The organism is Fibrella aestuarina BUZ 2, from assembly GCF_000331105.1.
GTDB lineage: Bacteria > Bacteroidota > Bacteroidia > Cytophagales > Spirosomataceae > Fibrella > Fibrella aestuarina.
This window is the reverse complement of record NC_020054.1, coordinates 2,429,236-2,445,174: the sequence shown is the minus strand read 5'-3', so window position 1 is coordinate 2,445,174 and position 15,939 is coordinate 2,429,236. Positions and strand designations below refer to the sequence as shown.

14 protein-coding genes are annotated in these 15,939 nt (G+C 58.7%); 12 read left to right on the top strand and 2 right to left on the bottom strand.

Features of this window, described 5'->3' with window-relative positions; all coding sequences use genetic code 11:
- The first annotated feature begins 66 nt into the window (after positions 1-66).
- From FAES_RS10050 to FAES_RS10000, 11 genes are all read left to right on the top strand, one after another.
- Entirely contained in the window at positions 67-450 is a 384-nt protein-coding gene (locus tag FAES_RS10050; protein ID WP_015331094.1) for a hypothetical protein, read from the top strand.
- Positions 451-706: 256 nt separating this feature from the next.
- Positions 707-1,537: an MbnP family protein gene (locus FAES_RS10045; RefSeq protein WP_015331093.1), complete on the top strand. Its 831-nt coding sequence runs from the start codon at positions 707-709 to the stop codon at positions 1,535-1,537.
- A 45-nt stretch (positions 1,538-1,582) separates the two neighbouring features.
- The gene (locus tag FAES_RS10040) at positions 1,583-2,638 is read left to right on the top strand and encodes a cytochrome-c peroxidase (protein WP_015331092.1); all 1,056 of its coding nucleotides are present in this window, start codon (positions 1,583-1,585) and stop codon (positions 2,636-2,638) included.
- 10 nt (positions 2,639-2,648) lie between these two features.
- Positions 2,649-3,560 (top strand): hypothetical protein, encoded by a 912-nt coding sequence (locus FAES_RS10035; RefSeq protein ID WP_015331091.1) that lies wholly within the window; start codon positions 2,649-2,651, stop codon positions 3,558-3,560.
- 10 nt (positions 3,561-3,570) lie between these two features.
- The gene (locus FAES_RS10030; protein ID WP_015331090.1) at positions 3,571-3,855 is read left to right on the top strand and encodes a YHS domain-containing protein; all 285 of its coding nucleotides are present in this window, start codon (positions 3,571-3,573) and stop codon (positions 3,853-3,855) included.
- Between the two features lie 149 nt (positions 3,856-4,004).
- The gene (locus FAES_RS10025; protein ID WP_041257736.1) at positions 4,005-5,597 is read left to right on the top strand and encodes a response regulator; all 1,593 of its coding nucleotides are present in this window, start codon (positions 4,005-4,007) and stop codon (positions 5,595-5,597) included.
- 19 nt (positions 5,598-5,616) lie between these two features.
- Positions 5,617-9,231, top strand: coding sequence for a response regulator (locus FAES_RS10020; protein ID WP_015331088.1), 3,615 nt, complete (start codon positions 5,617-5,619; stop codon positions 9,229-9,231).
- A 27-nt stretch (positions 9,232-9,258) separates the two neighbouring features.
- Complete coding sequence (locus FAES_RS10015; protein WP_015331087.1) at positions 9,259-9,624, top strand: response regulator; 366 nt, start codon at positions 9,259-9,261, stop codon at positions 9,622-9,624.
- Between the two features lie 8 nt (positions 9,625-9,632).
- Positions 9,633-10,442 carry a CheR family methyltransferase gene (locus FAES_RS10010; protein WP_015331086.1) on the top strand — a complete coding sequence of 270 codons (810 nt, stop codon included), beginning with the start codon at positions 9,633-9,635 and terminating at the stop codon, positions 10,440-10,442.
- Positions 10,424-11,041 carry a chemotaxis protein CheB gene (locus FAES_RS10005; protein ID WP_015331085.1) on the top strand — a complete coding sequence of 206 codons (618 nt, stop codon included), beginning with the start codon at positions 10,424-10,426 and terminating at the stop codon, positions 11,039-11,041. Before FAES_RS10010 ends, FAES_RS10005 begins: the two co-directional genes overlap by 19 nt.
- A 255-nt stretch (positions 11,042-11,296) precedes the next feature.
- Positions 11,297-12,826: an outer membrane protein assembly factor BamB family protein gene (locus FAES_RS10000; protein WP_158408763.1), complete on the top strand. Its 1,530-nt coding sequence runs from the start codon at positions 11,297-11,299 to the stop codon at positions 12,824-12,826.
- Positions 12,827-12,853: 27 nt separating this feature from the next.
- Here FAES_RS10000 and holA read toward each other — a convergent pair whose 3' ends face one another.
- Complete coding sequence (gene holA, locus FAES_RS09995; RefSeq protein WP_041258778.1) at positions 12,854-13,873, bottom strand: DNA polymerase III subunit delta; 1,020 nt, start codon at positions 13,871-13,873, stop codon at positions 12,854-12,856.
- A gap of 184 nt (positions 13,874-14,057) precedes the next feature.
- On the opposite strand from holA, the gene FAES_RS09990 reads away from it, so the two are divergent.
- Complete coding sequence (locus FAES_RS09990; protein WP_041257735.1) at positions 14,058-14,795, top strand: DUF6503 family protein; 738 nt, start codon at positions 14,058-14,060, stop codon at positions 14,793-14,795.
- 35 nt (positions 14,796-14,830) lie between these two features.
- Here FAES_RS09990 and FAES_RS09985 read toward each other — a convergent pair whose 3' ends face one another.
- Complete coding sequence (locus FAES_RS09985; RefSeq protein WP_041257734.1) at positions 14,831-15,859, bottom strand: WD40/YVTN/BNR-like repeat-containing protein; 1,029 nt, start codon at positions 15,857-15,859, stop codon at positions 14,831-14,833.
- Positions 15,860-15,939 lie beyond the last annotated feature (80 nt).

The following is a 15,939-nucleotide window of genomic DNA, read 5'->3' as shown; positions in this document are numbered from 1 at the left end:
TGTGCGCACATAAATCTGCCTAGTCTGCCCAACTAATCGACCGATCGGCTTTACTTTTGCGGCGGTATGAAAACGGCGCTGGTTTATCTCCTGCTTATCGCGACGATGCTTCCCAGCATCAGTCCGTGGGGAACCATTGCCTATTACCAGCTCAATAAGGATTACATCGCCCGCGTGCTCTGCGAAAACCGCAGCCGCCCCGATCTGCATTGCGACGGTAAGTGTTACCTCGCCAAAAAGCTGAAAGCCCAACAGGATCGGCAGGATAAGGAGACGACCGAACGGGTGCAGAAAATCCCCGCTCTCCAGCTGTTCTGGGACGATGTCGTTACCTTCTCGTTCGCGCCAGCCGCCCCGGTCCGGCAGCCCAAGCCCCGCTTCGCCTATGCCTTGGGTACGTATGGCGTTTGGCTGGCACCTCTCTTCCACCCGCCCGTCGGCCTGGCCTAACTCCTCTTTGCTACGGTTGCCGACCAGGCAAACCTCGGCTCCTGCTATCCCTGCTCAGGGATAGCCCTTCGCTGCACATCCGTCCGGTACGTTCAGGTACGTTGCCATAGGCACTTTCGTAGCCTATAGGCCGCCTCGTAGCGTGCTGCTCCACAGGCGATCTGTCAGCCCGAAGCCGCCGATTCGCGACCGCGAGTCAGGCCCTTTCCGCGCGTTCTTTTTCATTCACAATCAAGTATTTCTCTTTCGTATCTAAATGATTACCAAGTCATTTACTCAAGTACTGGGCACCGCACTTGTGGCCGGTGTTCTACTAGTTGCCTGCTCAAAGGAGCGCATCGACACTGTTGATCCCAACGTAAAAAATAAGGTTTCGCTGGACTTTGAAAACCGCGTCGGCGATCAGAAACTGGTGCTGGGCACCCCTGCCTATAAAAATGCCGCGGGCGAACCGTTTGCCGTGACCCGATTCAACTACTTCGTCAGCAACATCAGGTTGAAAAACGAAAACGGTACGGTGCTCACATTCCCGAACCAGTACTTTCTGGTACGGCAGACCGATGCCAGTTCGCAAAAGATCACGCTGAACGACGTGCCATCGGGCAACTACACCGAGCTGTCGTTTATGGTGGGGGTCGATAGCCTTAAAAGCATCTCGCCGGTAGCCGAGCGGACGGGCGTGCTCGACCCAACCAGCTACGGTGATGATGGCATGTACTGGTCGTGGAATTCGGGCTATATCTTCATGAAGCTGGAAGGCACATCGACGGCCATTCCGACAACAGCCAGTGCCAATCAGGCGTTTGCGATCCACGTGGGTGGTTTCGGTGGCGGCTGGAATGGGGCGGCCAAAACAGCCAATAACCTGCGCACCGTTACGGTTCCCATCACAACCCCGGCTACCGTCCGCGGCAACATCGCGCCCGAAATTCACCTGTTTGTCGATGCCCTGAACATCTTCGACGGCCCCACTAAACTGAGCCTAGCCAAAACCACCGCCATCCATAGCCCGGCGGTGGCCGGCCCGGTGGCCGACAACTACAAGACCATGTTCCAGGTCGACCACGTCCACAACGTCAACCAGTAACGCCGATGCCCCGGCCAGTAATGGCCGGGGCCTTGCCTTTGGCTTATGCAAGCACACAAGCGGGTGTTCATGGTAGCCTGGTTTACAGCCAGTTGCCTATGGCTGATGGGTTGCCAGCCAACGGAGCCGGCCGCGCAACCGGAGGTGCTGTTTCAGCAGCCGGCCAATTTTCCGAAGCCGGTGTATGCCCTCGATCAGAACCAGCCCACGGAGGCCGGTTTCCGGTTGGGTCGGGCCTTGTTCTACGACGGCCTGCTCTCGCGCGACGGCTCCATTGCCTGCGTCGAATGCCATAACCAGGCCTACGCGTTTACGCACCATCAGCACGACGTGAGCCACGGTATCGACAACCGGGTAGGCACCCGTAACTCGCTGCCGCTACAGAACCTGGCCTGGCAGTCCAGCTTTTTCTGGGACGGTGGGGTGCACGATCTGGACCTGGTGCCGATTGCGCCCATTGAGAATCCGGTGGAAATGGATGAGCAATCGACAAACGTCATCGCCAAGCTGCGGAAGAGCCCGAAATACCCGCCTCTGTTCAAGGCGGCGTTCGGGACGGACGACATCAACGGACCCCGTTTCTTGCAGGCGCTGTCGCAGTTTATGCTCACGCTGGTGTCGGCCAATTCGCGCTACGACAAATGGGTCCGCAAGGAACCCGGCGGCACCCTCACCGACGATGAACTGGCGGGCCTTACGGTTTTCCGGGCCAAGTGTAGCGGTTGCCACGCGGGCGAGTTATTTACGGACAACAGCTTTCGCAACAACGGGCTATTCATTCAGGGCAGCCAGGATCTGGGGCGCGCGCACGTCACCGAGCGGGCGCAGGACCGCTACCGGTTCAAGGTGCCCAGCCTGCGCAACGTCGAGAAGACGCTGCCTTACATGCACGACGGCCGGTTTTATTCGCTCGAGGCGGTAATGAACCACTACGCCGACAACGTGCAGCCGACCGAAAACCTCGACCCACTGCTGCAACCCGCCGGGCAGGCCAAACCCGGTATTGCACTGACTACCAACGAGAAACGTCAGCTTATCGCTTTCCTCAAAACGCTGACCGACGATCAGTTTTTACGCGACTCCCGCTTTGTGGAGCCTTAACATCCTTCGTATGAAACACTACTTCTTTATGCTGCTGCTGGGGTGCCTTGCCCTACCCGTTCAGGCCTGCGATCTGTGCGGCTGTAGCAACAGCGGTTCTTTTTTCGGCATTCTGCCCCAGGCACACCGCGGCTTTGTGGGGGTACGTTACCGCTATGGTTCCTACAACTCGCACCTGAGCAGCCTGAACCTCAGCAGCCGCGAGACCTTCCGGACCACCGAACTCTGGGGGCGCTTTTACCCGCTGAAACGGGTGCAGGTGCTGGCCTTTGTGCCGTATCAGTTCAACGAACAAACGCTGCTTAAAACAGGGCAGAAACTGCCGTTGCGCGGCCTGGGCGATGTGTCGGCGCTGGTGCAGTATAACCTGCTGAACACGTTTATGGATACCGACGCCCTGCGGACGATCAACCACAACCTGCTGGTGGGCGGGGGCGTAAAATTGCCCACGGGCCGGTATCAGTACGACGAAAACAGCCTGACCGAAGTCGCCAACGCCAATTTTCAGCTCGGCACCGGCAGCACCGACTGGATGCTCAACGCCATTTACACCGCCCGCTACAAAAATTGGGGTGCCAACGCCGACGTCTCGTACCGGCTGACGACGACCAACCCCAACGGCTATCGGTTTGGCAACCGGCTCAATGCCTCGGCCTCGGTGTTTTACCTGTCGGGCCTCGGTAGCCGGTCGATCATGCCCAACGCCGGTTTGTTTGTCGAGCAGGCCGGGCACGACAGCAGTCAGGGCGTGATGAACAAACGGACGGGCGGCTACGCGGCGCATCTTAACTTGGGCACCGAAGTGTATATTAACAAAATCTCGGTGGGCGTCAGCTACCGTCACCCTATCGCGCAACATCTTTCCGAAGGCGAGCTACGCGCCAACGATCAGTTGAGCACACACATTACCTTTTTGTTTTAAACGAACAATCATGAACCATGTCATCATCGGTTGCCTGCTACTGGCCCTAACAGGTACGTCGGCAGTTGGGCAGGAGGTGCCCAAAGGCAAGTCAGCCGCCGCCCGGAGCCCCAAGCCCACCAGTGAACTGGCCTCAACCGTCGACCCGGTTTGTGGGATGTCGGTGGTCAAAACCGTCGCCGACACGGCCCACTACGCCGGCAAACACTACGGATTCTGTTCAAAAGGGTGCCGGGAGCGCTTCAAGCGGCAGCCAACGGCCTACCTCAACACCCAAGGAAAGCCAATCCGGTAGCAGACCAGACAATAAGTATCCTCAGCGAAACGCCTTATTCCTAGCGACTTACGAGCTACTTCGCGGGCACGATGGAGGGAGTCTGCCCATCCCCTTCTATCTTCACGAAGTCATTACTCAACACCATCCCTACAGACAAGTCGTTTTCCATGATTCTCATTGTTGATGATAGGCGGGAAAATATCTTACCCTTAAAGAAAATTCTCGAACTACATCGGTTTTCTGTCGATACGGCCGAGTCGGGTGAAGAAGCGCTTCGAAAGGTGCTCAGTACCCCCTATTCGGTGATTATCCTGGACGTGCAGATGCCCGACATGGACGGCTTCGAGGTGGCCAATGCCATTGCCGGTTTCAGCAAAACGCGCGATACGTCCATCATCTTTTTGTCGGCGGTCAATACAGAGAAACGATTCATCACCAGGGGATATACGGCCGGGGGCGTCGATTACCTGACCAAGCCGTTCGACCCGGATATTCTGGTGCTGAAAGTAAAAACGCTCCAGAAGCTCTACGAACAGCAGCAGGAACTCCGGGCTACGCAGGAGTCGCTGCGGGCCGAAGTAGCGGTGCGCAAACAGGCGCAGCAGGCGCTGGCGGCGCAGGTAGCTCAGTTACAGACGTTGCTGGCCTCGCTGCCGCAGATCGCCTTTACCACCACCGCGAGCGGGCAGCTCGAATACGTCAACGAGCACTGGTTTCGGTACGCAACCACGGCCACGGCCTTTCCGGAGACTCATCCCGACGATGATCCCTGGCACCACTGGGAAACGGCGCTGGCCAACGGCACGGAGCTGGTGCGGGAGGTGCGGCTGAAAAACCGGGACACGGGTACGTTTCAATACCACCTGCTGCGGGTGCTGCCCATCCGGCAGGCCGAGGCGGTAACGCGCTGGATCGGTACGTTTACCGACATCCACGCGCAGAAACAAACCGCCGAGCTGCTGGAGCAGGAAGTCGCCCTACGTACCCACGAACTGCGGCTGAAAAACGGGGAGCTGGAACGCACCAACCACGAGTTGCAGCAATTTACCTGGGTGGTGTCGCACGATTTGAAAGAGCCGCTGCGCAAAATTCAGCTGCTCAACGACACCATCAAGGCCATTTACCTGAAAGACAACCCCGAGGCGATCACCTACCTCGACCGGTCGATCCGGTCGTCGGCGCGGATGACGAACCTGATCAACGACCTGCTGGCCTATGCGCAGCTGTCGGTACCCGAGCCGTTCCACCCCACTGACCTCAACGTGGTCGTTGATGAGCTGCTGGCCGACTACGACGACGTGATCACCCGCAAAGGAGCTACCGTGTCGGTGGGGTCGCTGCCGGTCATCGACAGCATTCCGACCCGCATTCGGCAGGTGCTTCAGAATCTGCTGGGCAACGCCCTCAAATTTGCCCGGCCGGGGGTGCCGCCCCACATCAATATCTCCGCCGAGCGCATTGCTACCAAGGCGATCGACGGGCAGCCCACACCCGACGGGCCGTTCTGTCGCCTCGTCGTGCAGGACAACGGCATTGGGTTCGATCAGAAGTTTGCGGATCAGATCTTCATCATTTTCAAGCGGTTGCACAACCAGAGCAGCTACGAAGGCACGGGCATCGGGCTGGCCATTGCCAAAAAGAATATCGACAAACACAACGGGCTGATCTCGGCCCGCAGCCGCGCGGGTGAGGGGGCCAGCTTTATTGTAGTCCTGCCCGTCAGTCAGCCGTTACCCATGTCGGCCGGTAGCAGTACCTAGCCCTTTTCTCCTCTTTTTTATGCCGCAATTAGCCAACTCGGTTATCCGACAACTTCAGGTTGTTTTTTCCCTCTCCACCCTGCTGCTGCTGATCAGCCTGGGGGCCTCGTTTTACAGCATTCGACAGCTGATCGACAACTCGCAGCTGGTCAACCATACCAATCAGGTACTGCTCGAATCGGAGAACATCATTTCGTACATGAAAGATGCGGAAACGGGGCAGCGGGGCTACCTCGTGACGCTCAACCGCAACTTCCTGCAACCCTATACCGGCAGCTACGAGAAGGTGCAGAACAGCTACGAAGAGCTGCGCGCCCTGACCCGCGACAACGACGTGCAGCAGCAGGCCCTCACCGACATAAAGGCCCTCTATGATGCCAAATTCGCCCAGATGCGGCGCACGATCGAGCTGACGGAACGCAATCCGTACTTCGGCCGGGATACCCTGAACCGGAACAAAGAGATGATGCGGGGCAAGCAGATCATGGACGACCTGCGGCTGAAGATCAACCGGATGAAAACTGAGGAGCAAACGCTGCTTAAACGCCGGACCGAGCAACAGCAGACGTACATTCTGTTTACGCCTTACCTGCTCGTTCTGACGGCGATTATCTCTATCCTGATTACCCTCTTTGCCTACGTGCGCATCAAACGGGACATGGACGTCCGGCTGGCGCAACAGTTGGCGGCCGAAGCCGAGTACCGCCGCACCAACCACCGCATTACGGTGATGGAAGGCATTACCCGCCAGATTGCCGACGGCCACTACGACGTGCGCAGCACCGACGAGCAGGACGACGAACTGGGCCGGATTGCCAAAGCCCTCAACGGAATGGCCGCCTCGCTCGAACAGACGTTTACCGACCTGAAAACCAAAAACTGGCTGCAACAGGGCGTGGTCAGGCTGGGTGAAGCCATTCGGGGCGAAAAGGGACTCGATCAGCTGGGCGCCCGCCTCATCGACGCCATTGCCAGCTACCTGAAGGCCCCGCTGGGTACGTTGTACCTGACCGATACCGACGGCACCTTCAAACTGGCGGGCAGCTATGCGGCGCAGCAGCCACCCGCAACCGTAGAAGCCGGGGTGGGGCTGGTCGGTCAGGCGATCGCCACCCAAAAAACGACGGTCGTGTCGGGACTGCCCGCCGACTACAGCCCGATCAATTCGTCGCTGGGCAGCAGCGCGCCGAGCACCGTGGTCATCACGCCGCTCGTTTACGACGGCACCTGCGTGGGTGCGGTGGAGCTGGGTCTGTTGCGCGAGCCCACCGAGCAGGAGGTTCATTTTCTGGAACAGAACAGCGAGATGATGGCCATCGGCGTCAACGCCACGCTCGATTTTATCCGGCTCCAGAGTTTGCTGGAAGAGACTCAGACCCAGGCCGAAGAATTGCAGATGCAGCACTCGGAGATGGAGAACCTCAACGCCGAACTGGAAATGCAGGCCCAGAAACTCCAGGCGTCGGAAGAAGAACTGCGCGTTCAGCAGGAAGAATTGCAGCAGACCAACACCGAACTCGAAGAGCGGGGGCTACTGCTGGAAGAACGCAACAACGACATCCAGAAAAAGGCCGACGAACTGGAGCTGGCAACCCGCTACAAGTCGGAGTTCCTGGCCAATATGTCGCACGAGCTGCGCACGCCGCTCAACTCCATACTGCTGCTGAGCCGCCTGCTGGCCGAAAACAACGAAGAAAACCTGACCGACGATCAGATTGAGTACGCCAAGGTCATTCAGGGGTCGGGTAATGGCTTGCTGGGGCTCATCGACGAAATCCTGGATTTGTCGAAAATTGAAGCCGGGCAGATGAAGCTCGAATTCCAGGACGTGGCCGTGGCCGACATCACCGACGAACTACAGGCGCTGTTTGGGCTGCTGGCCAAAGAAAAGGGGCTCGACTTCGCGATCACCGTGGCCCCCGACGTACCCAGCCTGATCGAAACCGACCGGATGCGGCTGGGGCAGATCCTGAAAAACCTGCTCTCGAATGCGCTTAAGTTCACGTCGGCGGGGCGTATCGGGCTGTCGATCAGTCGGCAGGCACCCGATGCGGGCGTACTCTGTTTCAGCGTATCGGATACGGGCATCGGCATTCCGCTCGAGAAGCAACCCCTGGTGTTTGAAGCCTTTCAGCAGGCCGACGGCTCCACCAAACGGAAATACGGCGGCACGGGACTGGGGCTGTCGATCAGCCGCGAACTGGCTAAACTACTCGGCGGCGACCTCACACTCAAAAGCACCGTGGGCGAAGGCAGCGAGTTTACCCTGCGCCTGCCCCTCACCGACGACGTCACCGTGGCGCCACCCGCTCCGCCGGTTCAGCCCGCCTTCCCGGCACCGGCCACACCGCCGCCCCCCGCAGTCGAGGCCATACCGGCCCCGTCCGACAAGCGGTACATCAGCCCGACCATCCCGGAGGCCATCCCCGACGACCGGGCTACCATTGCCGAGGGCGACAAGGTTATCCTGATCATCGAAGACGACACCAATTTCGCCAAATCGCTGCTCGACTACGCCCGCCGCAAAGGCTACAAAGGGCTGGTGTCGGTGCGGGGCGACGAGGGTCTGAAGCTGGCGGCGCAATACAAACCCCTGGGCATTCTGCTCGATATTCAGCTCCCCATCATGAGCGGCTGGGAGGTCATGGACGCCCTGAAGGCCGACCCACGTACCCGGCCCATTCCGGTGCACATCATGTCGTCGCACAAGCTGAAAACCGAAAGTCGGCTGAAGGGCGCCATCGATTTCGTGGATAAACCGATGGCCTTCGAGCAGTTGCAGGAGGTGTTCAAGAAGATCGAGTATGTGCTCAACCGCGACCCCAAAAAGGTGCTCATCATCGAAGACAACCCCAAGCACGCCAAAGCCCTTGCGTACTTCCTGGAGACCTTCAACATCAATTCGGAGCTGAAGAGCAACATCAACGAAGGAGTCGACGCGCTGAAACGCAACGAGGTCGACTGCGTGATTCTCGACATGGGCATTCCCGACCACAAGGCCTACGAAACCCTCGAAGTCGCCAAGAAGAACCCCGGCCTCGAAAACCTGCCCATCATCATTTTCACGGGCAAGAGCCTGTCGATGACCGAAGAGTTGAAGATCAAGCAGTACGCCGACTCGATCATCGTCAAAACGGCCCACTCCTACCAGCGGATGCTCGACGAGGTGTCGCTGTTTCTGCACCTGGTGGAAGAAAACAAGCAGGCCAGTAACAACGGCCCCACCAAAAAACTGGGGGCCCTTACCCAGGTGCTCAACGGCAAAACGGTGCTGGTGGCCGACGACGACGTGCGGAACATCTTCTCACTCTCGAAGGCCCTGGAGCAGTACAACATGACCGTGATTCCGGCGTTGGACGGCAAGGAAGCCCTGCAGAAACTTCGCGAAAATCCGGGCATCGGCATTGTGCTGCTCGACATGATGATGCCCCAAATGGACGGCTACGAAACGGCCCGCACCATTCGGGAGCAGTACCAGTGGAAAAATCTGCCCATCATTGCCGTAACGGCCAAAGCCATGATGGGCGACCGCGAAAAATGCATCGAAGCCGGTGCGTCTGACTATATCACCAAACCCGTCGACATTGACCAGCTCGTATCGTTACTGCGCGTCTGGCTGTACGACCGGTCTTAACGCCGAGCCATCGGCTTCGCAAACCATATGACCAGGAAACGAGTCTTGATTATCGACGATGATGCGCGGAATATTTTTGCCCTGACCGCCACGCTGCGGGCCAAAGGGTTCGATTGCCTCTCGTGCCTGAATGCCCAGGATGCCCTGCATCTGCTTCAGACCGATGAAGTGGTTGACGCCATCCTGATCGACATGATGATGCCCGACATGGACGGCTACGAAGCCATTCCCCGTATCAAAAACATCGACAGCCGCCGCCAGCTGCCGATCATTGCCGTGACGGCACAGGCGATGGTGGGCGACCGCGAAAAATGCCTGCAGGCGGGTGCTACCGATTACGTCGCCAAGCCGATTGACGTGGATCGGTTGTTGAGTTTGTTACCACGTAGTTAACCAGCTTTATGATTGAGGAAGAGCAAGTTGATGTACTGCTAACGGACGTCATGGACCTGTCGGGCTATGATTTTACGCGCTACACGCGGGCTTCGCTAAAACGGCGGATCAACCGGCTGTGGCTGCTCGACAAATTTCCCAGTTTTGCCGAACTGCGCTACCGGGTCCGTTCCGACGCCGATTACTTGAAGCGCTTCGTGGCCGAACTGACGGTGAACGTCACCGAGATGTTTCGCGACCCGTCATTCTACAAAAGCCTGCGCACCGACGTGCTGCCTACCCTGGCGGCCAAACCGTTCATCCGGATCTGGCACGCGGGCTGCTCAACCGGTGAGGAGGTGTTCTCGATGGCCATTCTGCTCCGCGAAGCCGGGTTGCTGCACAAGGCGCTGCTCTACGCCACGGACCTGAACCCCGACGTGCTGACCGTGGCGAGCAAAGGCATTTTTGCGTTGTCGAGCATGAAACAGTATTCCGAAAATTACCACCTGTCGGGTGGCAATCGGGACTTCTCGACCTATTACACGGCGCACTATGGACACGCCAAATTTGATGAGGAACTGGCCACCCGCATGGTCTATTCAACCCATAACCTGGTGTCTGACGGCTCGTTCAACGAGTTTGACCTCATCCTGTGCCGCAACGTGCTGATTTACTTCGACAAAGACCTGCAACAACGGGTCCTGACGCTTTTCGACGACAGCCTGAGCACACTCGGCTACCTGGCGTTGGGGGCCAAAGAAACGCTCCGTTTTTCGAGCATTCAGCCCAAGTACAAGCAAGTGGGTAGTGATAAACTATGGCGGAAAGTGGGGTGATGGAACGTACAGGAAAAACGGGCTATCGGGTCGTTGTGATTGGGGGGTCAACGGGGAGCATCGACGTGCTGCTTCAGCTCCTGCCCGCCCTGCAACTGCCCCTGTCGGTCGGCATCGTGGTGGTAGTGCACCGCAAAAACACCGCCGACTCCACCCTCGCCGACTTGCTGGCACTCCGAACGAAGTTGCCCGTTCAGGAGGCCGACGAAAAGACCGAACTGTTGCCGGGCCACATCTACCTCGCCCCTGCCGACTACCACCTGCTGCTGGAACGCGACGGCAGCTTCTCGCTCGACGATTCAGAAAAAGTGCACTACAGCCGCCCCGCCATCGACGTCACCTTCGAGTCGCTGGCCGATGTCTACGGTTCGGCGGTGGTGGGCGTATTGCTGTCGGGGGCTAACGCCGACGGCACCGAGGGCCTCGACGCCATCAAGCGGGCGGGTGGCCTGGCGCTCGTTCAACACCCCGATACGGCGCAGGTCGGCTACATGCCTCAACAGGCCATTGAGCGCGTAGCCGTCGATGCCGTGCTGACCATACCTGAGTTGGCGCAGTATATCAATCAGCTCAACGCCCGGAATCGGCAGACTACCTAACACAATCGTGGCCTCGATCGGGCAGGCAACGTACCCAGTCCGGGTCGATGGTGCAGAGAAACGGGGTGAGCAGCGTCTACCAGCGCCTGGGTCATTACACCTCTAATTGCCTGACAACTAGCGCATTGCTACTATCCGAAGCATCCGCATACTCAACCAGTTAACTTTTTACCGCACGCTGCATCCCTATACGCGCCCCGCTGGCCGTAGCCAGTCACTATATTTGATCATTATCAAGTAAAGTGTCGCGTTATGATGAGCAATTCTACAAATTTTCGATACATTTTAAGTATATATACCCTATGTAGTTTAGCGACACTATTTCAGTTAATTGGTTGTACAACAAAGAAAAAGGACTGGCTGATTACCCTGCCCGGCGTCCAGGCAACGTCGTCGCCGCGGGTCGCAGATCTGACGGGCGACGGCGTCAACGATATCATTCTGGGGGGCGGTGGCCCCGAATGGGCGCACTCCGACTCGGCGGTACTCGCCTTCGACGGACAGGATGGGCACCTGCTCTGGCACACGCCGGGCCGCAATCAGGTATTTGGTTCGGCCACGTTTCTCGACATCAACCGCGATCAGACGCCCGACGTCATTATTGGGGGCCGCTCGGCGGAGTTACAGGCCATTGACGGCAAAACGGGCCACCTGATCTGGGAATTTTTTACGGCTACCGACAGCATGGCTCACAAACGGGCTGGGTGGTTCAATTTCACCAATGGGCAGCTCATCCCCGACCAGGACGCCGATGGCCTCGACGACCTACTGATTGCCAACGGCGGCGACGCCACCATCATGGACACCAAATCGCCCCGGCCCGTTGGTCGCCTGCTGCTGCTGAGCACCCGTACGGGCCACATTCTGCATCAGGCCCGCGTGCCCGACGGCAAAGAAACCTACTGCTCGCCCGTGATCAGTAAACGGGGTAGCGACCCGGCCCAGTGGCTGGTTTTGTTTGGTACGGGCGGCGAAGCCATTGGTGGCTGCCTGTATAAAGCCACACTAGGAGACCTCTTCCACGACAACCTCGCCAACGCCAAACTGCTGGTGACAGAAGCGAAAAAAGGGATAGTAGCGCCCCCGCTGGTGTGTGACCTGAACCGCGATGGCACGCCCGATTACCTCGTCACAACGGTGGCGGCGCGTACTCTGGCCATCGATGGCAAGACCGACCGCGTACTTTGGACCTTTTCGGCGCCGGGCGCCGAAACCTACAGCATGCCCGCCGTCGGGTATTTTACTGGCAACGATTCCATCCCGGATTTCTTCGTCTCCTACGCCGTGGGTACGTACCCGGTTTATGGGCGGGGCATCCAGTTTCTGCTCGATGGGGCTACGGGCCGGCCGGTACATGAATACGCTACGATGGGGTTCTCCTACGGCTCGCCGCTTACGCTCGATATGAACGACGATGGTTTTGACGACGTGGTCCTTAATGTGAACGAAGACGACGACCCGCACGGACCGCGGTCGAAGGTAGAAAGCAAGCTGATCGGGTTTGATTTTAGAAATAACAGCCAATCGCGCATCAGCGACGCCCTGCCCGGTGCCAATTTCGCCATCACGCCCTACATCGGCGACCTTGACAACGACGGCTCGGTCGACGTACTGTATGGGTCTTTGGGCGCCACGTCGGTCAACTACCCCGGTGTGGATGTCATGCGCCCGCTGCCAGCGCCCGTCACCTATTTTGCACGCCGCTCGCTGAGTGGGTTACCCGCCAAAACGGTTCGTTGGGGCGCCTACATGGGCGAAAAAGGCGACGCCTGTTTTACCAATTGACCCGTTCTGGGTACGTTCCAGGAGCCGTCAGTGCAGGATGGCGAAGACCAGCTCTTTCAGGATATCGGCTTCGGTCATCGTGGCTGCGTCGATGCCTTTGCTCTGGGCGTCGGCGCGGCGAATGGCGTGGATGATGTCGGCCACTTTCACCAGTGGGTACGTTCGGGCGGCGGCCAAGTAATCCTTCACGAAGAAGGGGTTTACGCCCAGCACGGCTGCCAGCCCACGCTCACTCTGGTCTTTGCTAGCCTGCACCAGCAGCACCCGGCTGAAATACTGGTACAACTGCGCCAGGATCACCACGGCGGGGTTGTCTTTGGCGTTTTTGCCGAAATAATCGACAATACGGTTGGCCTTGACTACGTCGCGCTGGGTGAGGGCCTTTTGGAGTTCAAACACGTTATACTCCTTACTGATGCCCACCAGCCGCTCGACGGTCGTGGCCGAAATCTCCTCATCGACGCGCAGATTCAGCAGGATTTTGTCGACCTCGCCGGCCATGCGTTTGAGGTCGTTCCCGATGGCGTCGACCAGCAATTGGCAGGCTTTCGGGCTGATTTTGGCTCCGCGCCCCCGGCAATAGTCGCCCACCCAATCGACAAGCTTATTATCGTATAACTTCTTGGCATTCAACAGTACGCCTTTATTGGCAAAAGCTTTTACCCAGGCCTTTCGCTCGTCGAGCGGTTCATTGTGGAAGATGGCCAGTACGGTGCTGCCCAGCGGCTCCATGGCGTAGCTTTCGAGCAGTTGCTGCCCCGGTTTTTCCTTGATGCCCGCCAGTTGCTGTGCCTCCTTTACCACCACCAGTTGCCGCTCGGCCATGAACGGATACCGGCGCGCGTTGTTAAGCACGGCCCCCACGTCGGCATCCTTTCCAAACAGCACAAACTGATTGAAGCCCCGTTCGGCAACCGGCACAACCACCTTCTCCAGTTCGTCGGCGATGCGGTCGAGGTAATACGGCTCGTCGCCGTGGATGAGGTAAACGGGGGCAATGCGCTTATTGCGAATGTCTTTCAGAACGGTGTCGACGGTGGCACTCAAGGCAGTAACGGCTAACAGCTGGTGCACCAACCGGGCACCGGGCTGCAAAGATACGCAGTCGGGCTTCGCGGTCGGGCCGCTGCCGTTTTCGGCGTAACCAATTTTCGACCCAATGCCGCGTCCGGCCCGAACAAATGCGCCGTGGCCCCGTGTTGGTACGGCAGACCCTTCACCCGTTGCCTGTATGTCGCGCGCGCTACTGCTCCTGTTTCCGGCCCTGTTTCTGCTGATCACCTGCCAACAATCCGACGATAAAGCCCAGAGCCTCATCGAGCAGGCCATCAAGGCCCACGGCGGCGATGCCTGGCAAAACAAACAGATCGCTTTCAACTTCCGGAATTATCATTTGGTACTGGCGCACCAGAAAGGGCATTTCCACTACGAACGGACCCACCGCGACTCGACCGGCACGACGGTGCGCGAGGTACTGACCAACGAGTCGTTCCGGCGCACGCTGAACGGCCGCCTACAGATTCTGGACACGACAGAATACGGGCGCTACAGCCGGGCGGTCAACTCGGTGGCCTATTTCGTGCTGCTGCCGTTTAAGCTCCGCGACCCGGCGGTGATCGCCGAACACGTGGGCGAAAGCACCGTCGACGGGCAGCGTTACGACAAAGTTCGGGTTCGTTTCCGGGCCGAGGGTGGCGGCAAAGACCACGGCGACACCTTTTATTACTGGTTCAACCAGAAGACCCACACGATGGATTACCTAGCCTACAGCGAAGGCGGGGCGCGGTTCCGCAAAGCCATCAACCCGGTTGTGGTCGGGGGTATCCGGTTTCAGGATTACATCAACTACCAGGGTGCTAAGAACGGTACCAGCTCGGTCGAACATTACGACCAGCAATACGCCGCCGGTAAACTCACCGAATTGTCGCGCATCGAGCAGAAAAACCTGCTGGTAACGCCCCTGCCGTAACGCCCCACCTAGGTGTCCCCGGCAGGAGCCGGGCGTTACTTGAACACCCGCTTGGCAACGCGCCCTTTGGCGCCGACGACGTAGCAGGTATTCCCCACGCAGGCTACCGAATAATAAGGTTCGGTGTCGAGTTTCTGCCAGGTACGTCCTCCATCGGCCGACAGCGTCGTTCCCGACGAGCCAACCACCAAAATGCGGTTGCCGGGCAGGAAAGCCACGGATTCTTTGAGCCCCGCCGGGTCGAGTTGCGTGACTGGCTGCCAGGTACGTCCGCCGTCGCGGGTGATGGCGGCGTTGGGCTGGGGCTGTTCGGTTTGCGGTTTGAAGGTGCCGCCGACAATCATCCCCACGTCTTTGTTCTGAAACTGCATCCCAACCGGGCCCGTCATCTCGCCGCCGGGAATGGGCGTGGTACTGACGGCCCAGGTACGTCCTCGATCGGTCGACCGGAACACGCGCCCGGCCGGTCCTCCACCCGACACGAGCCAGACGTGCTGGCTACCCTGCACGATGAGGTTGGTACCACTGGCCGCAAAAGCGGCTTCGTTGGGTTCCATGGGCGGTAAAGCAGCAGCGGGTATACGCTGCCAGGTACGTCCTCCATCGTCGGTTTTGACGATAAACCACCGGCCTTCCACGGGGTCGCTCACGGCCATGCCGTGCTGCCGATCCCAGAAATCCATGCTGTCGAAAAAGACGCCCGGCTGCTCGGTCTGGTACTGGATGGTCCAGGTCTGGCCGCCGTCGGTGGTTTTGTAGATGCGGGCCTGACCCTTTTCGGCGGGTCCGGCGCTCATCAGGAAGGCGGTCTGGCCGTCGAAGGCTTTCACATCCCGGAAATCACAGGCGTCGGCGTTGGGTACGTTGCCGGCCTGCCAGGTACGTCCCCCATCGATCGTTCGGACGAAGGTGCCTTTGGTACCGCCGATCCAGGCCACCGTGGCGCTGGGTACACTGATGGACCGAAAGTGAGCCGTGGTGCCAACCGATTGGGGTTGCCATTGCGCAAACCCGTTCAGCGTGAGGAACAGGCCAGCCAGCAAGGTGAGGTAGCGTGCGTACATAGGTTTGGTTTGAGGGTAACGGGTTGATGATAGCGTTTTTGACATCTGGCTGCTTTTGTCATCCCGACGATAGGAGGGAT